This is a genomic window from Candidatus Methylomirabilota bacterium, from assembly GCA_036001065.1.
Taxonomy (GTDB): domain Bacteria; phylum Methylomirabilota; class Methylomirabilia; order Rokubacteriales; family CSP1-6; genus MNEF01.
Map to the genome: position 1 here is coordinate 1 of DASYUQ010000183.1, position 22,099 is coordinate 22,099.

At 69.9% G+C, this 22,099-nt stretch carries 23 protein-coding genes; 7 read left to right on the plus strand and 16 right to left on the minus strand.

Annotated features, from left to right (window positions below; translation table 11 throughout):
- Nucleotides 1-136: 136 nt before the first annotated feature.
- Genes VGV13_17850 through VGV13_17870 form a run of 5 tightly spaced genes read right to left on the minus strand, consistent with a single transcriptional unit; the run spans nt 137 to nt 7,646 of the window.
- On the minus strand, nt 137-1,705 hold the full coding sequence (locus VGV13_17850) for an adenylate/guanylate cyclase domain-containing protein (protein HEV8642954.1): 1,569 nt from the start codon (nt 1,703-1,705) through the stop codon (nt 137-139).
- Nucleotides 1,706-1,727: 22 nt separating this feature from the next.
- Complete coding sequence (locus VGV13_17855; protein ID HEV8642955.1) at nt 1,728-2,054, minus strand: tetratricopeptide repeat protein; 327 nt, start codon at nt 2,052-2,054, stop codon at nt 1,728-1,730.
- Between the two features lie 32 nt (nt 2,055-2,086).
- On the minus strand, nt 2,087-2,467 hold the full coding sequence (locus VGV13_17860) for a response regulator (GenBank protein HEV8642956.1): 381 nt from the start codon (nt 2,465-2,467) through the stop codon (nt 2,087-2,089).
- A complete protein-coding gene (locus VGV13_17865) occupies nt 2,467-7,038 on the minus strand; it encodes a GAF domain-containing protein (protein ID HEV8642957.1) in 4,572 nt (1,523 codons plus the stop codon). Before VGV13_17865 ends, VGV13_17860 begins: the two co-directional genes overlap by 1 nt.
- Complete coding sequence (locus VGV13_17870; protein HEV8642958.1) at nt 7,038-7,646, minus strand: response regulator; 609 nt, start codon at nt 7,644-7,646, stop codon at nt 7,038-7,040. Before VGV13_17870 ends, VGV13_17865 begins: the two co-directional genes overlap by 1 nt.
- Nucleotides 7,647-7,764: 118 nt before the next feature.
- Between VGV13_17870 and VGV13_17875 the strand changes: the two genes are divergently transcribed.
- Both VGV13_17875 and VGV13_17880 read left to right on the plus strand, forming a co-directional pair.
- Complete coding sequence (locus tag VGV13_17875; GenBank protein ID HEV8642959.1) at nt 7,765-7,983, plus strand: cytoplasmic protein; 219 nt, start codon at nt 7,765-7,767, stop codon at nt 7,981-7,983.
- A gap of 193 nt (nt 7,984-8,176) precedes the next feature.
- Nucleotides 8,177-8,827 (plus strand): transglycosylase SLT domain-containing protein, encoded by a 651-nt coding sequence (locus tag VGV13_17880; protein ID HEV8642960.1) that lies wholly within the window; start codon nt 8,177-8,179, stop codon nt 8,825-8,827.
- Nucleotides 8,828-8,890: 63 nt separating this feature from the next.
- Here VGV13_17880 and VGV13_17885 read toward each other — a convergent pair whose 3' ends face one another.
- The gene (locus tag VGV13_17885; protein HEV8642961.1) at nt 8,891-9,367 is read right to left on the minus strand and encodes a PaaI family thioesterase; all 477 of its coding nucleotides are present in this window, start codon (nt 9,365-9,367) and stop codon (nt 8,891-8,893) included.
- 32 nt (nt 9,368-9,399) lie between these two features.
- Here VGV13_17885 and VGV13_17890 point away from each other — a divergent pair, with 32 nt between their 5' ends.
- Nucleotides 9,400-9,816, plus strand: coding sequence for a cell envelope biogenesis protein OmpA (locus tag VGV13_17890; GenBank protein HEV8642962.1), 417 nt, complete (start codon nt 9,400-9,402; stop codon nt 9,814-9,816).
- Between the two features lie 6 nt (nt 9,817-9,822).
- On the opposite strand, the gene VGV13_17895 is transcribed toward VGV13_17890, so the two are convergent.
- Nucleotides 9,823-10,746, minus strand: coding sequence for a peptidyl-alpha-hydroxyglycine alpha-amidating lyase family protein (locus tag VGV13_17895; GenBank protein ID HEV8642963.1), 924 nt, complete (start codon nt 10,744-10,746; stop codon nt 9,823-9,825).
- A gap of 69 nt (nt 10,747-10,815) precedes the next feature.
- Between VGV13_17895 and VGV13_17900 the strand changes: the two genes are divergently transcribed.
- Both VGV13_17900 and mscL read left to right on the plus strand, forming a co-directional pair.
- The gene (locus VGV13_17900) at nt 10,816-13,137 is read left to right on the plus strand and encodes a xanthine dehydrogenase family protein molybdopterin-binding subunit (GenBank protein HEV8642964.1); all 2,322 of its coding nucleotides are present in this window, start codon (nt 10,816-10,818) and stop codon (nt 13,135-13,137) included.
- Nucleotides 13,131-13,559, plus strand: a complete 429-nt coding sequence (gene mscL / locus VGV13_17905; protein HEV8642965.1) for a large conductance mechanosensitive channel protein MscL — start codon at nt 13,131-13,133, stop codon at nt 13,557-13,559. Before VGV13_17900 ends, mscL begins: the two co-directional genes overlap by 7 nt.
- A gap of 586 nt (nt 13,560-14,145) precedes the next feature.
- On the opposite strand, the gene VGV13_17910 is transcribed toward mscL, so the two are convergent.
- The 5 genes from VGV13_17910 to VGV13_17930 form a co-directional block, all read right to left on the minus strand.
- Complete coding sequence (locus VGV13_17910; protein ID HEV8642966.1) at nt 14,146-14,538, minus strand: response regulator; 393 nt, start codon at nt 14,536-14,538, stop codon at nt 14,146-14,148.
- Nucleotides 14,535-15,038, minus strand: a complete 504-nt coding sequence (locus VGV13_17915; GenBank protein HEV8642967.1) for a response regulator — start codon at nt 15,036-15,038, stop codon at nt 14,535-14,537. Before VGV13_17915 ends, VGV13_17910 begins: the two co-directional genes overlap by 4 nt.
- A gap of 140 nt (nt 15,039-15,178) precedes the next feature.
- Nucleotides 15,179-15,967, minus strand: coding sequence for an SDR family oxidoreductase (locus VGV13_17920; protein ID HEV8642968.1), 789 nt, complete (start codon nt 15,965-15,967; stop codon nt 15,179-15,181).
- 226 nt (nt 15,968-16,193) lie between these two features.
- A complete protein-coding gene (locus VGV13_17925; protein ID HEV8642969.1) occupies nt 16,194-16,622 on the minus strand; it encodes an NUDIX domain-containing protein in 429 nt (142 codons plus the stop codon).
- Between the two features lie 65 nt (nt 16,623-16,687).
- On the minus strand, nt 16,688-17,278 hold the full coding sequence (locus tag VGV13_17930; GenBank protein ID HEV8642970.1) for an SRPBCC family protein: 591 nt from the start codon (nt 17,276-17,278) through the stop codon (nt 16,688-16,690).
- A 127-nt stretch (nt 17,279-17,405) separates the two neighbouring features.
- Here VGV13_17930 and VGV13_17935 point away from each other — a divergent pair, with 127 nt between their 5' ends.
- Nucleotides 17,406-18,137 carry a hypothetical protein gene (locus VGV13_17935; GenBank protein ID HEV8642971.1) on the plus strand — a complete coding sequence of 244 codons (732 nt, stop codon included), beginning with the start codon at nt 17,406-17,408 and terminating at the stop codon, nt 18,135-18,137.
- Here VGV13_17935 and VGV13_17940 read toward each other — a convergent pair.
- Nucleotides 18,116-19,264, minus strand: a complete 1,149-nt coding sequence (locus tag VGV13_17940) for a glycosyltransferase family 2 protein (GenBank protein HEV8642972.1) — start codon at nt 19,262-19,264, stop codon at nt 18,116-18,118. The genes VGV13_17935 and VGV13_17940 overlap by 22 nt on opposite strands.
- Nucleotides 19,265-19,309: 45 nt before the next feature.
- On the opposite strand from VGV13_17940, the gene VGV13_17945 reads away from it, so the two are divergent.
- Nucleotides 19,310-19,909: a hypothetical protein gene (locus tag VGV13_17945; protein ID HEV8642973.1), complete on the plus strand. Its 600-nt coding sequence runs from the start codon at nt 19,310-19,312 to the stop codon at nt 19,907-19,909.
- Here VGV13_17945 and VGV13_17950 read toward each other — a convergent pair.
- The 3 genes from VGV13_17950 to VGV13_17960 form a co-directional block, all read right to left on the minus strand.
- Nucleotides 19,884-21,287 (minus strand): amidase, encoded by a 1,404-nt coding sequence (locus VGV13_17950; protein ID HEV8642974.1) that lies wholly within the window; start codon nt 21,285-21,287, stop codon nt 19,884-19,886. The two genes, VGV13_17945 and VGV13_17950, sit on opposite strands and share 26 nt — an antisense overlap.
- Complete coding sequence (locus tag VGV13_17955) at nt 21,284-21,439, minus strand: hypothetical protein (protein ID HEV8642975.1); 156 nt, start codon at nt 21,437-21,439, stop codon at nt 21,284-21,286. Before VGV13_17955 ends, VGV13_17950 begins: the two co-directional genes overlap by 4 nt.
- 47 nt (nt 21,440-21,486) lie before the next feature.
- On the minus strand, nt 21,487-22,099 hold a 613-nt coding region (locus VGV13_17960), incomplete at its 5' end, for an ATPase, T2SS/T4P/T4SS family (GenBank protein HEV8642976.1).

Genomic DNA, 22,099 nt, shown 5'->3' on the forward strand with positions numbered 1-22,099 from the left:
CCGTGTACGTCGTTCGTGGACAGATTTAGTATCAACAAGTTGGAACGGCACTAGTGCCGTTCCAACTATTCGCGCCTAGGAAGGCACCGTGTACGTCGTTCGTGGACAGATTTAGTATCAACAAGTTGGAACGGCACTAGACGACGCTCTCGTACACGCCCGGGGGGATCACGCGGTACACGCGGATCGGCTGCGACACGTTCTTGAACGTCCGCTCGCCGAGGCTCTCCAGGACGAACTGGTGGCGGATCCGCTCGGCCGTCGCCGGTCCCACCACGATCTCCCCGGCCTGCGCGGATCCCGCGAAGCGCGCGGCGACGTTGGTGGTGGGGCCGGTGGCCGTGAAGGTCCAGCGCTGGCCGAGCTTGGTGGCGCCCACCAGCGCCTCCCCCGAGTTGATGCCCATATGGAGCTGGATCGCGGGAAAGACGCCGCCATACTCCTCGTTCAGCGCGACCGTGTTCTGGCGGATGGCGACCGCGGCCTGGGTGGCGTTGAGCGCGTGGTCGCTGGCCTGGCGGTCGGACTGGAAGATGACCATGAGCCCGTCCCCGGCCGTTTCGTTCACGTCGCCGTGGTGCCGCTGGACGATCTCCAGGAAGCTGGTGAAGTAGAGCTGGACCTGCTGGTTGAGCTTTTTCGCATCCATCTGCTCGGAGAGCGTGGTGTAGCCGGCGATGTCCAGGAAGAGGACGGAAACCTCCGCGCTCCGCTTCTCCAGCTCGGTGGCGTTCGGGTTGCGCTCCAGCAGCCGCTTGACGGATTCCGGCACGAACTTGCTGAGCTCGCCCTTGAGCTGCTCCAGCAGCGCCAGCCGCTGGCGCGACTCCTGGAGATTCTGCAGGGCGGTGGCCAGCTCGGTGTTCTTGCCTTCGAGGTCGGCGTAGGCTCGGGCCAGCCGGCTCGTCATCTCGTTGAACGCCGCGCCGAGGCGGCCCAGCTCGTCCGGGGACGAGGCCGGCGCCCGCGCGTCGAAGTCCCCGTCGCCGACCCGGCGCGCGGCCGCGGCCAGCGTCTTGATGGGCCGCACCACCACCCGACCCATGGCGACCGTCAGCACGGCGCCGGCGGCCACGATCGTGAGCACCGCGATGAAGATCTGGCGGTTGCGGTGGCGGCGGACCTCCGCGAACACCGGTTCCATCGAGGTCGAGACCTGGACCACGGCCCGGACCGCGTGATCGCTGCCGTGGCAGCCCTGACACCGTTCTTGATTCGGGATCGGATGGAGCAGCGTGAAGAGCGGAACGCCCTTCTTGACGTCGAGCCACTCCTGGGTCCGCCGCGTCTCCAGGGCGGCCTGGAACATGGGCCCGCTCATGGTGGCCGCCGGCTGCCGCTGCATCTTGCGGATGTTGGCCAGGACGTCCGGCGCGATGTCGGCGTTGCGCTTCACCTCGTCCAGCGTGGCCAGGTCGGTGAAGGCCTCGACGCCGTTGCGGCGGTAGATCATCAGCCCTTCGATGGGTGACGAGCCCCTCAGCTCCTGGAGCACCATCCGCGTCACGTCGGGCCGCTCCTCGAGCATGGCACCCTCGATGCTGGCGACGATCGAGGCGGTGAGGCGGCGGGCGGCGATCTTGTTCTGGTCCACGAGCAACGCGGCCTCGCGCCGGATGGTCCAGACCGTGGAGGCGCCGAAGCCGATGATGAGCACGACGACGATCAGAACCGTGATCTTCGTCGCCAGCCGCGAGCGGAACATCGGCGGGTGGCCGCGCGGAACGTCAGCGCGGCGCCGACGCCTTTCGGATCGCCTCGGCCAGCAACGCCTCCCGGTAGGCGCGGACCGACTCGTCGTAGCGGTTCTGCTTGCGGAGCACGTGGCCGAGGCCGTTCCACGCCTCCGAGAACGCGGCCTTGAGTCGGATCGCTTCGAGATGCGCCTGTTCCGCGCCGCGCCAGTCGCTGGCCCTGGCCAGCGAGAGGCCGTCGTTGTAGCGGGACTCGGCCGACGGGGCCGCGGGCGGGGGCCTCAGCGGCGGGTCATCGGTGGCGGGCGCCGGGGTGGTGGCGGCGAGGAGCAGGATCAGCGCGCCGAGGATACACGCCATGGCACGTTGATCCTATCACGAAGCCCGACGGCCTATCTCTCCAGCAGTCGCGAAACGCGTTCGCCCAGTTCCTTCAGGGAGAGATTGGCCTTGACCCAGTAATCGACGGCGCCGAGGTTGATGACCTCGGACACGTCCTGCTCGCGGGACGAGTTGGACAGGACCAGGACGGGAATGGGCTTGGTGGCCGGATCCGCCTTCAGCGCTCGCAGGACCTCGAGGCCCGGCAGCTTCGGCATGAGCAGGTCGAGGAGGATGAGGTCCGGCGTCTCCGACCGGGCCAGCCGCAGCCCCTCCTCGCCGTCCATGGCCGAGATGACGGTGAACCCGCGCTGCCGCAGGCTCGCCTCACAGGCCCGGCGAAGGAACCGATCGTCCTCGACCAGCAGGATTCGCTTTCCATCTGTTGACATTAGTGTGACTCCGCCTGTGGCAGGGTGAAGAGGAAGGTGGCGCCCTGGCCTTCCTCGGATTCACACCACACGCGCCCGCCGAACCGCTCCACGATCAACCGCACCAGGTACAGGCCGAGCCCGGTGCCTTCCGTTTCGATCGTGTAGACGTTGTCGGCCCGGTAGAACTTCTCGAACAGGCGACGGTGGGCCTCTTTGGGGATCCCGATGCCGTTGTCCTGGATCGCCCACAGCACCGAGGACACTTCGCGGCTCATCCGGACGGCGAGCTCACCACCGGGCCGCGTGTACTTGATGGCGTTGGAGGCGAGGTTCAGGATCACCTGCCGCATCAGCCGCGGATCGGCGAGCACCGGAGGCAGGTCGGCCGGGGCCGAGACGGAGACGCGATGGCCCTTGTCCTGGGCGAGCGGCCGCACCTCGGCCAGCACCTCCCCCGTCAGCGCCGCCAAGTCGGTCGGCCGTGGATGTACGTCGAGCCGTCCCCGCTCGAGGCGCGAGATATCCAACAGGTCGTTGACCAGCGTGATGAGCCGCTCGGAGGCGCCATGGGCATCCTCGATGTAGGTCAGGGTATCGGCGGGGATGTGTTCCTGCTGGCCGGCCAGCTCGAGCATCCACTTGATGCCGGAGAGTGGCGTTCGGAGCTGGTGGGTGACGAAGGAGACGAAGTCCGACTTCATCTGGCTCACCTCCCGCTCCTTCGTCACATCCTGCAGCGTCAGCGTCAGCCCCACCACGTCGCCGGCGGCGTCCCGCGTGGGCTTGGCGACCCAGTGCAGCACCCGCGTGAGCGCGGCGATCGTCAGATCGCCCTCGCCGCCGCCGACGTCGTTGAAGAGCGAGCGGAGCGACGCCGCGAACAGATCGTCGGCCTCGGCGGCGGCGGCCTGCCGCACGAGGAGGCCGATGAGGTCCGCGCCCACGACCGCGTCGTCCTCGATGCCGAGCAGCTCGGCGGCTCGTCGGTTGGCCGCCTCGATCCGCCCGTCCGGGCGCACGAACATGATGCCGTCGGTGGTGGAGTCGAAGATCTGTGTCAGCTGCTTTCGCTGGGCGTGGGCTTCCTCGTAGAGGCGGGCGTTCTCCAGGGCGATGGCGGCCTGGTCGGCGAAGGCCTGGGTCAGCCGGAGCTCCTCGTCATCGAACAGGCGGCCCTCGACGTCGCCGATGCCGAGGGCGCCGATCACCGTCTCGTGGACCAGCAGCGGCACGGCCAGCGCCGATCGATGGGCATCCGGCTTCAGGCGCGCCCGGGCGTCGGCGGTGATCGCCAGCTGGGGGTCGTCGAGGACGTCGGAGGTGGCGATCGGCCGGCGCTGCGCGACCGCGAGGTGGGCCACGCTACCCGCCGGAAGCACGGTGTTGGGCTCGAACATGGTCGCCAGCATGCCGGTGCCGGCCATGACGACCAGGTCGCCGGACTTGGCGTCCAGGCGATAGACCGCCGAGGATCGCGCGCGGAGCAGCCCGCGCAGGCTCTCCGCGATCCGTTCGCTGATGACGGCGACGTCCAGCGACCGGGCCAGGGCGCGCCCCACGTCGGCCAGGGCCTCGGCGATGGAGCGACGCCGCTCGCTCTCGGCGAAGAGCCTGGCGTTCCTGATGGCCACCGCGGCCTGGGCGACGAAGCCGTCGATGAGGTCCCGGTCGTCCAGCTCGATCCGGAAGGGCCGGCGCCCGTACAGCGCCAGCACGGCGTACAGCGAGCCCTCGAAGATGACGGGGACGGCGAGGTAGCTGTGGAGCCCGCGCTTCTTCCACCAGTCCTGGGAGAGCACGCGGTGGTCGGCGGCCACGTCGGGGATGTTGGCGGTCTGTCGATTCGTCGCCACCCATCCCAGGGCGCCTTCCGCGAACGTGATTCGCTTGACCGGGAGGTCGGCTCCCAGCATCGGGTCGGAGAAGGCCAGCAGCTCCAGCGTCCGCCGCGTCTCGTCGGCGACCCAGAAGGACGCGAGCGTCGCCTCCATGAGGTGAGCAGCCGCCAGCGTGATCTCGCGCAGCACCTCGTCCATGTCGAGCGACGAGGAGACGAGCTGGTTCAGGCGGCTCAGCGTGCGCACGCGGCCGAGCCGGCGCTCCAGCGACTCGTAGAGCCGGGCGTTGTCGATGGCGACCGCCGCCTGATCCGCGAACGAGGCCAGGAAGGTCAGCTCCTCGGGGCCGTAGGTGCGGGGCTCGGTCGTGTTGAAGGCGAGCACGCCCAGGACCTCGTCCCCCTTCCGGATGGGTAGACCGAGGAACGTGCAGATGCCCAGCTCGCGGTCACGCTGGGCGATCGGGTTTCGCGGGTCGTCCTGGACGTCGGCGACGAACAGAGGCTCACCGGTGGTGGCGACGGTTCCCGCATAGCTGGCGTCGAGCGGCAGCTCGTACCCCGACGGCAGCTGAGCCCCCGATACGGCGTCCACCCGGAGAACGCCGGCCGCCTTGTCCACCAGCAGGACCTTCACGTGCGGAGTCCGGGCGATGCGGGCCGCCTCCTCGATGATGCGCTCCAGCACCCGCTGGAGGTCGAGCCCGCCCATGACGGCGCGCGCCGCGCTCAGGAGCGCGTCGAGCTGCTGGCTGCGGCGCACCGTCTCGCCGTGCAGGCGCGCGTTCTCGATGGCCGTCGCCGCCTTGGCCGCGAAGGTCTCGAGCAGCTCCTCCTCGTCCGGCGTGAACCGCCGCGCCGTCTTGGTCATCATGGAGAGCGCGCCGACCGCGCGATCACCGACGATCAGGGGGACCGCCAGGTGGGCCACATACCCGTGCTGGATCACCCACGACCGGTTGACCATCAAGACCTCTTCGGCCAGGTTGGGGGAGTAGCGCTTGCTCCGGTGCTCGACGACCCAGCCCAGGACTCCCCGCCCGAGCGGAATCGGGGTCGCCCCGCCCTCGACCATGTCGGCGGCGTCGCGCGTCTTGTACGCTGCCATCCTCAGCACCCCGCCGGCCTCGTCGACGACCCACAGGCGGACCAGATCGGCCTGGAGCAGATCCAGCACCGACTGTGTCACCACATCCATGACCTTCTGGAAGTCCAGCGAGGAGGTCACGAGCTGGCTGAGCTCGGCCAGCCGCCGCATGCGGCTTACCTGGGCCCGGGAGATGTCGTAGAGCCGGGCGTTCTCGATGGCGATAGCCGCCTGGTCGGCACAGGCGGAGAGCAGCGAGATCTCGTCGGGCGTGAAGCGGCGGCGGCCCCGGCTATAGACGTTGAGGGCGCCGATCACCGTCCCCTGCACCTGAAGGGGCACACCGAGGAACCCGTGGAACCCCAGCGCCAGGGCGCCGCGCTTGTGCGCCGGGTCGTACCGCGTGTCGGTGACGAGGTCCTCGACCGTGATCGGCCGGCCTTGGGCCACCACCTGTCCGGTCAGGCTCTCGCCCACTTTGAGACGCGGACGCGACATGATGGCCGCCGCCGACTCGGTCCGCGCCCGGACGACGAGGTCCTCACCCTCGAGGAGACGGATCCCCGCGGCTTCGACGCCCAGGAGCCGCTCGGCCTCGTTGACGATCAGTGTCAGGATCTGATCGGTGTCGTGGACAGCGGCCAGGCGGCGGGAGATGTCGTACAGAACCTCCAGCCGCCGCCGCTCCTCATCGGCCCGTCGAAAGAACTCGACGTTATCGATCGCCAGCGTCAGATGGCTGGCGATCGTCGCGGCCAGGCGGATGTCGCGGTCGGCGAAGCGGCGCCGCGCGGTGACGGTGTCCAGAGACAAGATTCCGATGACCTCGTCGCTCCGCAGGAGAGGGATGAGCAGCACGGACTTCATCTTGAGGACCCGTCGCCAGGAATCGGGCGCCAGATCGCTCGTCGCCACGTCGTCGATCGTCACGGGGCTGCGCCGCTCGATCACGAGCCGAAGAGCGGGCGCTTCCCCGATGTCCTTCCCAGCCAGGCCCTCGAGCTTCCCCGGCCGGGCCGGGCCGACGTGGCCGTCGGCGAACTCGGACACGACGGGCAGGATGCCGCCTTCCTTGAAGACGCTGATCGAACAGCGCTCGGCGCCCATGACGTGGGCCGTTCTGCGCGCGATGTCCTTCAGCACGGAGGCGAGCTCGCGCGTCGAGCCCAGGGCCTTGGCAATGTCCAGGACGACCTCGATCTCGTCCGGCTGCTGCTCCCGAGCGACGGGCCGCTGGTCGCTCTCGCGCACGCGGCGGCGTTTGTCGCAGAGCCGGCCCACCAGCTCCGCCAGGCGGGCGAGGTCGAAGGGCTTGACCAGATACGCCGCCGCCCCCATCTCGGCGGCCACCAGAGTGGACTCCGGCGTTGCGGAGCCAGTCGCGACGACGATGTCCGGAGCCTGCGGGAGCCGCTGCGCCTGCCGCATGACCTCGAGGCCGTCGAGATCCGGCAGGTGGGGATCGAGCAGCACGACCCACGGACGGACGGCGCGAAGGGCCTTGATCGCGGCCCGACCGCTGGGGAAGACCGTGACCGCGTATCCCGCATCGCCGAAGAAGGTGCCGAGCGCGGAGGTCAGCGTCTGATCGTCGTCGACGACGAGGATGCTCCCCCGCCCCACCTTGACCCGCCGGCCCACCAGGGTCCGTCGAGTCACCCCCATCAGGCGGGCGCGTCCTTGCCCAGGAGCGTTATGACGCTGGACCGGAACTTCTCGATCGCGAAGGGTTTCTCCAGGAAGTCATCGGCACCGCACTGGCGAATCCGCTCGCGCACCTGGCCCTCGGGGTAGGCGGTCATGGCGAGGATACGGACGGACGCCGTCTCGCGGCCGGCCTTGAGCCGGCGGCACACCTCGAACCCGTCGAGCCGCGGCATGCGGATGTCGAGCACGAGCACATCGGGGCGGAAGGCGCCCACCTGCATGAGGGCCTCGTAGCCGTCGGTCGCCGTTTGCACGACCGCGTCGGGAATGGCCCCCCCTAGTGCCTCCTTCAGCGCCGATAGCAGCGCCTCGTCGTCGTCGACCACGAGAATGCGCGGCCGGGTCGAAACGGGAGCGCGGGAGTTCTCGGCCAGCCGGGCCTGGAAGGCGATGAGGTCATTCTCCGCGATCCGATGATGGCCCCCCGGCGTTCGGAGCGCGGGGAGGCGCTGCTCCCGGATCCACGCCTTGAGTGCATTTACGGTGACGCCTAGACGCTCTGCCGACTCGCGCGTGGTGAGGAAGCGAGTCCCAGGGGATGGAGTGCCCCGCTGCCGTCTAGCCATAATATGACATATTTGATCTTTATGACATTTTAGTCAAATGTAAAAAGGTGCCTCGTATCGAAATGCTCCAAGCCCTCCAGGCGCGCGACATCAAGGTGTCGGGTACAATCACGCACTGATGAACGAGCGCGAGGCTTTCGGAGAGTTCGAAGCGACGACCCTGTTCTGCCCCCGATGCCGGCGCGCGACGCCCGCACGCCGGAAACTCCTGCTCGTGCTCCCGACCGGCAGGAAGTACGACTACCTCTGTGCGGACTGCGGTAGCCAGGTCGGAGCCAAGACCGACAACGATTCCACTGACTTCTACCAGACGATCGCACCGCGCCGCCCTTCCTGAAAGGCCTCATTCGCCCGTAGCGGGAAACGATTTAGACACTTTTGCTGGTAGCCGGCGCCGCGAGCGCCACCAAGCGCTTGCGCACCCCCGTTGCCCGTGCCATCATTACGCGCGAATTTCATCGACTCTTCCTTCAAATCCGTTCGATTCGAAGATCGCAAAGAAGCGTAAGGACCTTTAAGGAGGGACGTGCATGAGGCGTCTCAGCAGAGCGCTAACGCTCTTGGCGTTTGGCGTCGCCGTTGCTCTCAGCGGATTGGCCCTCACGAAGCAGGTCATCGCGGTCGCCGGCGAGGCGGACGCCGAGCGGCTGAACCGCGCGATTCTCGAGTACGTAGCCCAGAGGAACCCCCAGGCCCCCATCAGTGCCTTCCGGAACTTCCCGGAGACGCTGATCGCGGAGGCCCAGCGCTCCAACCTCGATCACTGCCTCGCCCTGGCCCAGGCCGACGTGGAGTCCGAGTTCAAGCACGACGCGGTGGGCGCCGCCGGCGAGATCGGGCTCTTCCAGATCCTCCCCGCCACGGCCGCCCTGTTCGAGTTCTCGGTGGGTCCGTTCCGCCGGCCGGCGATCGGCAAGAGCAAGCAAGACCTGGGCGACCTCGCCGATCCCACGGTCAGCACGCGGTTCGCGATGGCCTACCTCAGGGACATTATGGCCCGCAAGCCGACGATCAAGGATGCGCTGACCGAGTACAACGGCGGCCCTAGAGGCCGTCACCCCCACTATTACCGGATGGTGATGGGCGCGTACGTGGAGGTCCTCGAGCGCGCCGATCTGCGTTGCCGCTTCCGGGAGGCACCCAAGCAGACGCCTCTCCTCACCCTGCTCTCGCGCGCCTGAGTCCGGCGCGCTCAGCCGTTCCCCGCGCGGCGGGTCGCGCGCCAGTGACGTGGCGCGCGGCCTTCAGCGTCTGACCGGGAAGAACCGCCCCCGCGCAGTGGCCAGCAGCCGGTTCGTGCCGAACTCCTGAAGCCGCCCCTGCACGTCCACGTAGCGTCCGTGGTCGGCGAGGAGCGAGCCATGACCGACGATCGGCGTCTCGGTCGGCACCGGCTCGACGTACCGCACGGTCAGCTCCCCGGTGACGGCGACCCGCCCGGTGGCGCGGACCACCGCCCCCCCCAGCACCTCGTCGAGATAGGCGGCCACGATGCCCCCGTGAGCGGCACCCGGAGGCCCATCGTACCGGCGCGGGATGAGGATCGGCGAGGCGACGCCCTCGTCGGTCTTGAAGCACCGGACACGGAGTCCGGTGGGGTGGCCGGGCCCACACCCGAAACAGTTGTCGAAGGGGTTGTCGGGAGGGGCCGGCCAGCGCTGTTCCTCGAGAGTCGCGAAGTAGGCGCGAAACATGTCGGGGACCGGGGCGGCCACGCGCACGAGTGTATCACCGGGCTATAATCACCCCCGGCATGCGGCGCCCCTTCGCGATCATCCTCGCACTCGTGCTGGCCCTGGCCGGATGCGCCAGGACGCAGAAGCCGGTGCTCTATCCCAACGCCAAGCTCAGGCAGGTCGGGCACGAGCAGGCCGAGCGCGACATCGGCGAGTGCCGTACGCTGGCGAGCCAGTACGTCGAGAGTACGGCGGCCAAGGACATCGGCAGGGGCGCGGCCATCGGCGCCGCCGGCGGTGCCGCGGTGGGCGCGGTCGGAGGCGCCGTCAGCGGCCGCGGCGCCGGCGCGGGAGCGGCGATCGGCGCGGCCACGGGCGCGACGGCGGGGGTCGTGCATGGCGCGGTCAAGCAGACGGCGCCCAGCCCGGTCTACAAGCAGTTCGTCAACCGCTGCTTGAGAGAGCGGGGCTACGACGTCCTGGGCTGGCAGTAGGCCCCCTCAGCGGCGCTCGAGCTTCTGGAGCGATCTGATTTCGCGGGGCGGGCTCTCCTTGCTGCCCTGCGCCGTCCACGAAACCTCGGCCACGTAGAGGTCGCCCCGCGAGTCCACGGCACAGCCGTGAGGGGCGACGAACTCCCCGGGCTTCTCCCCGGAGAAGGGGCCGCCAATCCGGCCGACCAGCTCGCCTTTTACGGAGAGAATCGACACCCGGGCGCCGAGGTGGGGCACCGCCTTGTTGACCGCCAGGTGCGTCGGCAGCTCGCCGATGTAGAACAGGCCGCCGTTGCGGCGATCGGCGAAGAGACCGCACGGCCGGTGGAGGTTATTCCACTGCCCGAGATAGTGCCCCTTGGAATCGAAGATCTGGACCCGATGGTTCTCGCGGTCGGCCACGTATAGGAGCCCCTCACTGTCGGTGGCGAGGTTGTGGGGGAGGTTGAAGCAGCCGGGGTCGGTGCCCGGCTCACCCCACGAGAACAGATGCCGCCCCTTGGGGTCGTACTTGTGGACGCGCGAGTTGCCGTAGCCGTCGGATATATAGATGTCGCCCGTCTTGGGGCAGAGCGCCACGTGGGTGGGCCGGTTGAAGGGCTGGCCGCCCTGGAGCGTCGCCGGCTGGTCGGGATCGCCGATCGTGAGGAGCAGCTTACCCTCGGGCGTGAACTGGCGAATCGTGTGGTGCAGGTCGTCCGTGAGCCAGAGCGTCCCGTCCGGACCGATCGTGACCCCGTGCGGCCGCCGGAAGACACCCTCCCCCCACGTGCGCAGGAAGCCGCCCTCCCGGTCGAACTGGATGACGGGATGCGGGCCGCGGTTGAAGACCCAGACGTCGTCCTTCGCGTCGACCGCGACGCTCGTCGCCTCGACGAAGGACCATCCTTCGGGCAGACGCCCCCAGCCCACGACCGGACGGTAGTTCATAGGGCGACTCCCTCCTCCGCGGCTCGGCCGAGCGGCGGTTTATACTGCGCCCATAGTGCCACAGCCCGCATGACCTCGCCTATCGGCTCTTCCGTCAAGCGTAAGGAAGATCGGCGACTCCTCACCGGCTACGGACGCTTCCTGGACGACCTCCGCGTGCCCGGCGCCCTGCAGGCCGTGATCGCGCGGAGCCCCCACGCCCACGCCCGGATCGTGAGCATCGACGCCGCGCCGGCGATGCGCCGGTCCGGCGTCGTCGCCGTCCTGACGATCACCGAGCTGCCGGAGTGCGGCGGCGGCGCGGTCCCCGCCCTGGTACCCTCCCCACGGCTGCGCCCCTACGCTCACCCCGCTCTCGCGGGGCCGATGGTCCGGTACGTCGGCGAAGCGGTGGCCGTCGTGGTCGCCGACGACGTCTACCGCGCCGCCGACGTGTCAGAGGCGCTGGCGATCGAGTACGAGGTGCTGCCGGCGGCCGCGAGCGTCGATCGGGCCCTGGCGCCGGGAGCGCCCCGGGTCTTCGAGGACTGGCCCGACAACGTGCTGGGGCCGGCGACGGGCGCCGCTGGCGACGCGACACGGGGCTTTGCCGACGCCGACGTCATCGTGGAGGCCGACTATGTGCTGCCCCGCGTGGCCCCGATGCCCCTCGAGCCGCGCGGGGTCCTCGCCCTGCCCGACGGGCTCGACCGGCTCTTCACCGTCTGGATCTCCACGCAAGTGCCGTACGCCGTGCGGGCTGCGCTGGCGCCCGTGCTGGGGCTGAGCCAGGAACGGGTGCGGGTAATCGCGCCCGACGTCGGCGGCGGCTTCGGGGGCAAGGGCCACGTTTACCCGGAAGACCTGCTGATCCCAGCCGTGGCCCGCCGCTTGGGGCGCCCGGTCAAGTGGGTGGAGACGCGCCGCGAGCACTTCCTGACCGCCGCGCCGGACCGCGACCAGCGGCACGCCGCCCGGCTGGGCCTCAGGAAGGACGGGACGATCGTCGCGCTCGAGACGTCGTTCGTCCGCGATCACGGGGCCTACCCGCCGCTGGGCGATGTGATCGCGCTCAACACGATCAACCACCTGCCCGGCCCCTACCGCGTCCCCAACTACCGCGGCACGGCCACCAACGTCGTCACCCACAAGAACTTCACGGGCGCTTACCGGGGCGCCGGCCGGCCCGAGGCCGCCTTCGTGCTCGACCGACTCCTCGATCGGGGAGCTCGCGCGCTCGGCCTCGACCCGGCCGACCTGCGGCGGCACAACCTGATCCGGCGCGAGGAGATGCCGTACCGGACGGGGCTGACGTACCGCGACGGCATGCCGATCGTCTACGACCCCGCCGATTACCTCGCCGCCTTCGACCTCGCGCTGCAGCGTGTGAGGTACCGCCAGTGGCGGCAGGAACAGCAAGAGCGGCACGGCAGTGCCCGCCCGATCGGTATCGGCATCTCCGCGTACGTCGAGGGTACGGGCATCGGCCCCTTCGAAGGCGCCGACGTCCGCGTGGACCCCGACGGCACCGTCTACCTCTTCGTCGGCGTCTCGTCGCAGGGGCAGGCGCACGAGACGACGCTCGCGCAGGTGTGCGCCGCCGAGCTCGGGCTCGATCCGAGCCGGATCGTGGTGGTGGGCGGCGACACGACGGTCATCGGCTTCGGCATGGGCACCATCGCCAGCCGCGTCGCCGCCGTCGCCGGGCCCGCGGTCGCGCGCACCACGCGCGAGGTCGCCCGCAAGGCGCGGCTGGTGGCGGCCGAGCTGCTCGAGTGCGCGCCCGACGACGTCGTGCTCGCGGCCGGACGCGCTCACGTCGCGGGATTCCCCGACCGGGGGGTCGGTCTCGGCGAACTGGCGCGGGCCTCGCTGCGGAGCCGCTCGCTGGCGGGCGAGCGGGCGCCGGGCCTCCAGGCGTGCGTCTTCTTCCATCCGGGAACCGTGACCTGGGCCTTCGGGGCTCACGCCTGCGTGGTGGAGGTGGATGTCGAGACGGGCGGGGTGCGCCTGCTGGCCTACGCGGCCGTCCACGACTGCGGGCGCCCCATCAATCCCGCGGTGGTCGAGGGCCAGCTCCACGGCGGCATCGTGCAGGGCATCGGGACGGCGCTGACGGAAGAGCTGGTCTACGACGAGCGCGGCCAGCTCCTCACCGCCAGCCTGATGGACTACGGCCTGCCCAAGGCGGATCAGGTGCCGGCGCTGGAGGTGGTGCCGCTCGACTATCCTTCGATGATCAACGAGCTCGGGATCAAGGGCGTCGGCGAGAGCGGGATCATCTCGCCGCCCCCAGCGATTGCCAACGCCGTCGAGGACGCGCTGGCCGATCGCGGCGTCGAGATCACCCGGGTGCCGCTCACCCCCGCCCGTGTGTGGGAGGCCATACGAAAGGGAGGTGCCGCATGCTGAAGGAATTCAGGGAGTTCGCGCTCAAGGGGAACATGGTGGACCTCGCCATCGCAGTCATCATCGGAGGCGCGTTCGGCGCGATCATCGCGTCGCTCGTCAAGGACATCCTCATGCCGCCGCTGGGCAAGCTCGTCGGCGGCGTGGACTTCGCCGAGCTGTTCATCGTCCTCGGCGGGGGCACCTACCCGTCGCTCAAAGCGGCCAAGGACGCGGGGGCGGCCACCATCAACTACGGCATCTTCATCAACACGCTGATCAACTTCCTCCTGGTGGCCTGGGCGCTCTTCTTCGTCGTCAAGGGCATCAACAGCGCCCGCCGCCAGCCCGCGCCGGCCGCGCCGACGGAGAAGGAGTGCCCCCACTGCGCCATGAAGATCTCGATCCGGGCCCGGCGCTGCCCGCACTGCACCAGCCCGCTGTGACCAGTGCTGACCGCCTCCTTCCCGGCCCGATCCTGCGCGATGGGGTTCGTGTCTCGCCTCCGGTCCTGTTCCTGACCTGACGGGGTTGCGAACAGGTCGGAGGGCGACCGCAGCTGTTGAGGGCTTGCCACGACCGGGCATTCCTGGTTGTGCGGCGCACCGCGTTCACCGAGGAGCGTCACGTCTGACGAGCGCATATCCGAGCCGGCGCAACTCGTAGCTGATGTCCCGGACGCGTCGATCCCGGCCCCGGCGCTCTACCGGGGGCGGGATGTCACCTTGCCGCCGCTCACGCTCACGGCGGTCAAACACTACCTCGATTGTCGCATCATGGGCGAACGCGGACTTGAGCCACTCATACCGTTCCGAGTCTATCCGCGTGACGACGAAAAGGAGGCGGCTCACGGTGATCCACTTGGCAAAAGTGATGCCCTACCCGGAGCCTTGAAGATCGCAATGTTAGCAACAAGCATCGCTGGACCGCTGCACTAGACATGTGCACTTTGCACAGTTCCTGGGCAGGTCCTACCGCTCGGCGCGGCCCGCAGGAGGGCGTGGTGGTGATCAGGCCTCGACGCTTGTTCCCTCACCGAGGGCGAGACCGCCCCGGACCTCTCAAGGACAAGGCGAGGAAGTGATCGAGATACTTGAAGTCCAGCGGTTTCGGCGCGTAGCAGACGGCTCCATCCTTGAGGGTCTGGCCGGCTACCGAGACATCGGTGCTGCCGGTGAGCATGACAACGGGGATGGTCGCGTCCCGGCTGCGAATCTTCCGGAGCACCTCCATCGCGTTTATGCCCGGCCTGTCGATGTCCAGAATGACGAGGGCGGGACGCGCACGGCTCACGGCGTTCAGGCCCTCGATGCCGTCCGCGGCCGTCTCCACGACGTACTGGTCCGCGGTCGAGCGGGTCTGGAGGTACTCCTTGAGCAGGCCGACGATCTCGGTGTCGCCGTCCACAACCAGGATCCGCTTCACGGCTGGGGCGACCTCGCCACACTCGCACCAGCGAGCACACGGTGAACAACCGTTCGGACTTCGCTGAGATCGAACGGCTTGGCGAGATACGGCACCCCGGTCGACTCGAGAAATGCGCGTTTCTCCCGATCCAGTAGGTCACCGGTGGTGAAGATCAGCCGCTGAAGCTGGCCGGGGAAGCGCCGCTCGAGGTGGCGGTAGAAGCCCTTGCCGTCGAGATTCGGCATCGGGGTATCGCTGAGCACCAGGTCATAGGACCGCCGCGCCAGCAACTCCAGCGCCATGAGGCCACGGGTCGCGATGTCGACCTGATGGCCGTCGCGCCGCAGCGGCTTGGCCAGCGTGGCGGCGATGTCGGGCTCGTCATCCACCACGAGCATGGCCTTGGGGGTGATCGCCCGCCACGCCTCGACGTCGGCGGGGCCAGGGACCGGCGCCGGGCGAGTCAGCGCGGGTAGCTCGATGACAAAGGTCGTGCCCCGGCCGAACTCGGTTTCCACCGTGATCGGACAGGGCAAGGCCGATACCAAGCGGGTCCCCTAATCGAAACAATCACTTAGTGAAGGGCGCCCGGAACCCGATGGACGCTCTGGCACGGAAGGACTCGGGGGCCGGGAGAACCTCCTTTGGGCGAGCTCGCTCAGTCCATCACGACGCCGCCGTCAACGACCAGCACCTGCCCGGTGACGTAGTTGGCCATCTGGGAGGCCAGATAGACGACCGCCTGGGCCACGTCCTCAGGCTGGCCCATGCGCGCGATCGGCTGCAGGGCGACGTCGTAATCGAAGCCGCGCGTCATCTCCGATTCCACCGGCCCCGGCGCGACGGCGTTGACGCGAATGCCGTACCGGCCGGCGTCCTTGGCCAGCCAGCGGGTGAAGGCGATCACCGCGCCCTTGGCGGCGGCGTAGGCGGGACCGCTCCGCCCCCCACGCGCGACGAGCGAGTCGCCGGGGCGCGCCACGGCTCCCCCCGCCATGCCGGAGACGGACGCGATGTTCACGATAGCGCCGCCGCGTCCCTTGAGGTGGGGATAGGCGGCCTGGGAGACCAGGATCGTCCCCCTCACGATCACGTCGAGCTCGCGCTGCAGGGTGGCCTCGTCCAGCTGCTCAAGGCTCTGCCGCTCCACGACGCCCGCGTTGTTGACGACGATGTCGAGGCGGGCGAAGTGTGCCAGGGCCTGGTTGACCGCGTCGGCCACGGCGGGGCGATTACCGACGTCGGCGGTGAGCGCGCGACACCGACGGCCGAGCGCCTCCACGCGGCGCCGCGTCTCCAAGGGCGGCTCGAGGTCGAGGGCGGCCACGTCGGCGCCGACCCCGGCCAGCGCCAGCGCGATCGCCTGCCCGATGCCGCGGGCGGCGCCCGTGACCAGAGCGACCTGCCCGGCCAGATCGGACGGAGCGCTGGTCGGCGTGCTCACCATGCCACCTCCCTTTTGTTCCACTCTCTTGCCTCGGGACCACGTATACCCTTGTCGAGGTGAAGGCGCGCTCGCTGACCGGCCCGGACGCCGAGTATCCCACGCTCGACACGGCCCTAGTTGGAGAGGGCCGCATCGGAGTCGCCACCGTTCGAGCGCGGGCTTTGCCCGCGCAATCCTTCCTGGGGGAGGCCTCGGAGGGGGCCGTCGAGGCCCCCTCCGACTGAGGCTAGCCCGGCGTGGCCGACAGCGAAGCGACCAGCTTCCGGTCGGAGTCGTAGCTGAGGCTCGCCAGAGCCTCGCTCGGCTCTGCCCACGCCACCTCGTCGACCTCGTGGTCGTGGTCGCTGACCTTGTCGAGGGGCCGCATCAGGAACCAGCTCACGGTCTTCTTGACGCGCTGGCCGCGGCGCTGGAACCAGTAGGTGACCGCGGGGAGCTCGCGCACCACCTGGCAACGGTAGCCGGTCTCCTCCTGCACCTCGCGAAGCGCCGCCGCGGCGCTCGTCTCGCCCGCCGCCAGTGCCCCCTTGGGCAGCGTCCAGACCGGGCGATCATGGAGGTCACGAGCGCGGATGAGCAGGACGCGCCCACGGTCGTCGACCACCAGCCCGCCCGCGGAGTATTCCAGCACGGGTCGCGATGGGGCCTGAGCCATCAGCGGGTCATGATACGCGTCGCCCCGGCGGGGGCCAGCGGTGGCCCGCGTAGGGCAGGCGCGGATCAGCGGGCCTGTTCGGCGCGCTCGCGGACGGCCTTGAGGGTTTCGACGAGACCGTCCCGCTCGGCACCGCGCGTGACGAATGCGGGGAGCACCGTGCGCGCGGCCATGGCATACGTCAACACGACATCCGGGCCGCGCGGCTCGATCTGCCAGTAGCCCCAGCTGTCACGGAAGAGATCGTTCCGCCGCTCCTGGGCCAGGCGCCATTCGATGCGCCGCCGCGCCGCGTCCACATAGTTGTTGACGTGGAAGCCGAAGAAAAGGGGCCCGACGCCGACCACGTAGCGCACCAGCGCGTGCTCGAGGTCGGCCTTGAGCACCTCGGTGTCGACGACCCGCGGATAGAGGCCAGGGTGGCGCCGGTAGTCGACTAGAACGCGCCAGACGGTCTCCGGAGAGGCGTGCACGCGCGCCAGGGCGGTGCCGCCCTGGACCGGTCCAGTGGTCGCGCCGGGTGGAAGCACGTCGAGGAGCACGACCTCGCCGCGATTGAGCCGTTCGAGTTGGGTGGGATCGAGCCAGAGGGACTTGGCGTCGATCGGCCATGTTGCGACAATGACGAGCGCCAGGAACAGTGCGCGGTAGCGCATGAGCACCTCAGTTTCGCGACTAAGTGGGCGACAAAACGAAAGAGCCCCCGGGGGGCTCTCGATCACGGCCGAACGACATCCTCAGTGTCGCACAGGCCTGGTGGGACGAAAAGTCAAAAGGGGGGCCGTGCTGGTGCTCCTCGTCGCCTGTGCCGCCCCGGCCGCAGCCGACACGTCCGCGGTCCCGTGGCCGCCGTTTCTGGGGCCCCGGTTGGCCTATCCGCCCGACGTCGTGGCCGCCGTGGAGCGCATCTGGATCGAGCCCACGCTGACCCGCACCGTCGGGGGCCGCCCGGCGCACGTGCCCTTCGAGCTCTACAACGCGTTCGTGGACGCTCCGGATGTCACGGCGGCGGCGGCGCGCTTCCGAAAACTGGCCCGCTACGAGGTCGACGCCCTCGACGACGACTGGTACCGGGCCACCGATAACGACGGCTCGCACGGGATGTACCGCGTCATCGTGCGCGAGCCGGTCCGCCGCGTCGTGCTCTCGTGGGGCGAGCACTCGGGACGGATTCTGGGAACCATCAGCGGCAGCGCCCTGACGGTGGTCGAGCTGCGGCCGAACGGCAACGGCATCGAGCAGGTGTTGACCGCGCGTGTCCGGATCGATCAGCCCGTCGCCGCGGCCCTCGCGCGCCTGCTCATCACCGTCTTCGGTCGTTTGGCCGATCGGAAGCTGGCCGAGGGCTTTGCCGTCACCGCGCGCGTGGCCGAGTGGGCGTTCGAACAACCCCGGGAGTTCTGCGAGTGGATCACGCACGAGCCCCTGCCGGCGGCGCGGCGGGAGCGCATGTTGGCGGTCGTGCCCGGATGCGCCGCTCGGGCCGGCGCCCCTCAGGCGGCGACATCGTACTGACGGTCGCGCCACTCCACCACGCGGCGGAGGCGGAAGCGGGCGATCGAATCGAGGCCCATCGCCCCGAGCGCCGCGACGGCGAAGGGATGGAGCAGCGCCAGCCACGGAGCATATCCCGCCCGGAGGTCGGAGACCGCGCGGGGGATGATGGCGAGCGCGACTTCGGCCAGCGGCAGCCAGGTCCACAGCCAACCGCCGCGCCCCAATATCGCGCCGAGCCCCAGAACGGCGAGCGGTCCCAGGCAGAGCGCACCGAGCCCCGCCAGCGCCAGCAGCAGCAGCGCCGGGGAGTCGAAGAAGACCGGCAACAGATTGCGCGCACTGGCGCGCCACAGCGGGCCCACCGTGGCGTACGGCCGGCATCGGAGCACACGGGCGCCGTCCACCAGGCGCACGCGGAAGCCGCCCGCGACCAACAGGCGCCCCAGCGCCGCGTCCTCGGCCAGTGACCCCCGCGCCGCCGCGAACCCGCCGCAGGCGTCGTAGACATCGGCGCGAATGGCGATGAACTGTCCCGTCATCGCCGCCAGCCACCGGCAGCGCCGCGCCGCCGGCAGCCAGGAGGGTACGAAGGCCAGCGCGGCCCAGTTCTGGAGCCCGACGAGCGCGCGCACGCCCAGGCTTCCGCCCTCGTGGACGGGCACCGCCGAGAGAGCGTCGGCCCCCAGGGCGTCCAATGCGCTCGCGGTGCGGGCGAGCGCGGTCGGGCCGGGGAACACGTCGGCGTCGGCAAAGACGAGGAGCTCGCCGCGCGCGTGGCTGCGCAACCGGTGACAGGCCCAGGGCTTGCCGCGCCAACCCTCGGGCAGGCGCTCGCCGCGGATCACCCGAACGTGCGGTGCTGACCCCGCGGCGGCGAGCGCACGAGCAACGGTGTCGTCGGTGGATTCATCGTCATAGACAACCACCTCGTAGTCCGGATAGGCTTGGGCTGCCCAGCCACCGACACATGCACCGATTCGCTCCGCCTCGTTTCGCGCGGGAATCAGGACTGAGATCCGGGGCAGGGGCCCGAGCGCACGCATCCGCTGGAGCCGCGGCAGCGTCAGGTGGTTGAGCAGCGTGTGCAGGCCGAGCGCGGTCAGGCCCGCACCGGCGACAAGGTGATAGATGGCCAGTCCCGTCATCTCCCGCTCTCACGTCCCAGGAACTATGGAGCCCCGCACCGTGGGGTGACCCCGGGCGGGCGCGCGCGGCTCTTCTACCGCTGGGCCGTGGTCTTCTATGACCGAGCGTACCGCTGGGCCCATGGCCTCGACCGTCCCCACTCCGAGATCGGCTCGGCGTTCTGCCTCGAAATCCGGCGGAGCCGACGAGCTCGTGAGCTGTGCGGCGGCACCCCGATCCGCCGTGGCGAGCGCATAGGGATCCTGCACCTCAACAACGAGCGGATCGCCGCGCTGCACGGGAACGGCCTGTCACCGCTGGCCGTCGGGCTCGAGTTTCGCCGTCGGCTCATCGCCTCCCTCCGCACCCTTGCCGCGCTTGCAGAATCCGGGGCGTTGAAGGACGTGCAGGCCTTCGCCGCGACGACGATATTCCATCAAGGGCTCGCCCGCCTCGGCTTTCAGCCGGAACTCGGCGGTCCGGCCTGGCCCCGTCTGGTGGCGGCCTACCAGCGCGCGCTCCTGGCCTCGGTCCACCCGGCCGGCCCCCGGCGCCTGCGCCGAACACCCTATCATCGGGCGCGGCGCCTCTGGATCTCGCGGGCGACCCTGCGAGAGCGCTACCGGCCGGCCCCGGGATTCAAGCCAGCGCCGGGCGACGCGTAAACCAGCCGGCGGCCTGCTCGTACACGTGCCCCACCCGGAGCACGGTCGTCTCGTCGAAGGGGCGGCCGGCGATCTGCAGTCCGAGCGGCAGCCCGTAGCCCGAGAAGCCGCACGGTAGCGCAAGCACCGGCAAGCCCAGCCCGTTGAAGGGTCGGGTCAGGCGGGAAAAGCGGCCCATCCTGGCGATCACGGCTTCCACGGGCGCGCCGGTGATTTCGGCCAGCGGCGGCGCCGGCTCCGGCACGGTGGGCGCCACCAGCACATCCACGTCGGCGAATACCCGGTGCACGAACTCCCGCGCCATCCGCGCCCGCAGGCGGAGGGCCTGCAGGTAGTCGTGGGCCGAGATGTGGAAGCCGACGTCCAGCCGCGCGCGCACCACGGGTCCGAGCTCGTGCGGGCGCTCCCTGGCGATCCGCGCGTGGATGGCGGCGCTCTCGGCGCGCGTGATGAGACCGGTGACGTCGACCAGCGGCTGCGGATCGGGCACCCGGAGAGGGACGCGGGTGGCGCCGAGCCGCGCCAGCTGTCGCGCGGCCTCCTCCACAGCCTCGACGAACGCCCGGTCGACGCCCTCGAAATAGTAGTTCTCGGGCACGCCAACGCGGAGACCGTGGAGATCGCGCGCGATGCCCTCGAGGTAGTCGGGGACGGGCCGAGGGCTGGACGTGGCATCGTCCGGGTCGGGGCCGGCCATGACCCGGACCAGCAGCGCCGCGTCGCGCACGGTCCGCGCCATCGGGCCCACGTGGTCGTTCGACCACGACAGGGCCATCACGCCGGCCCGGCTCACGCGGCCATAGGTGGGCTTGAGCCCGACGATCCCGCAGCAGGCCGCCGGCAGCCGGATCGAGCCGCCCGTGTCGGTGCCGAGGGCGCCCAGCGCCAGCCCGGCGGCGACGGCCGCGCCGGAGCCGCTGCTGGAGCCGCCGGCGCAGCGCCCGGCGCTCCAGGGGTTCTGCACGTGACCGTGATGCGGGTTGTCGCCGAAGGCGCCGAGGGCGAGCTCGGCCATGTTGAGCTTGCCGAGGGTAATGGCCCCCGCCGCGGCCAGGCGCGCCGCCGCCGTGCAGTCCCGCTCGGCGATGAAGTACTCCTTCGTGCGCGTCCCGCACGACGCCGGCAACCCGTGGAGGAAGCACAGGTCCTTGTATGCGAGCGGCACGCCGTGCAGCGGCCCGCGGAGGCGACCGGCCCCGAGCTCCGCGTCCCGCTCCTTGGCGGCGCGCCGCGCGCCCTCGGCGTCGACGCTGATGAAGGCGCACAGGATCGGGTCGAGCCGCTCGATGCGGGCCAGGCAGGCGTCGGTGGCCTCCGCGGCCGAGATGCGTCGCGCGCGGATGTCCGCCGCGAGCGATTCGATGGTCCAGCCGGTCATACGGGTGCGCTCGGAGGCGCGCCGGCCTCCAGCGCCGCGATGAAGCGGGCAGGCTCCTCGGCGAGGGCGAGGTCGGCGGCCCAGCGCTCGATCGCGCCAGTCAGAGCGGCGAGGTCGGCGGCGAGGGAGGGGTCGGGGCGCCGGTCTTCCATGGACCCGAAGGATACTCCGCTCCGGGCACGTGGCACCACCGACCAGACTATTCCGCGACGGTGACGCGCAGGACCTCTTCGATCGTGGTGATGCCCTCGAGCGCCTGGAGCAGCCCCGCCTGGCGCAGCGTCTTCATCCCCTGCGACTGCGCCGTCGCCCTGAGCTCGGCGCTCGATGCGCCTTTTAGGATCATATCGCGCAACTCCGGGGTGACGGGCATGATCTCGTAGATCGCCACTCGCCCCTTCATCCCCGTGGAGTTGCACGCCGTGCAACCCCGCCCCCTGTAGAGCGTCACCGTCCCCCGGCCGCTGGGCTGGTGACCGTAGGGCAGGAGCGTGCTCTCGTCCACCCCGTACGGCTCCCGGCAGTCCTTGCACACCTTGCGTCCCAGGCGCTGCGCCAGCACCATCAGCAGGGCCGAGGCTACCAGGAAGGGCGGAATCCCCATGTCCACCAGCCGCGCCACCGTCGAGGGGCAGTCGTTGGTGTGCAGGGTCGAGAAGACCAGGTGGCCCGTCAGCGCCGCCCGGATGCTGATCTGCGCCGTCTCCAGATCGCGCGTCTCGCCCACCAGGATCACGTCCGGGTCCTGGCGCAGAAACGACCGCAGCGCGGTGGCAAAGGTCCGGCCGATGCCCTCGTTGATTTGTACTTGA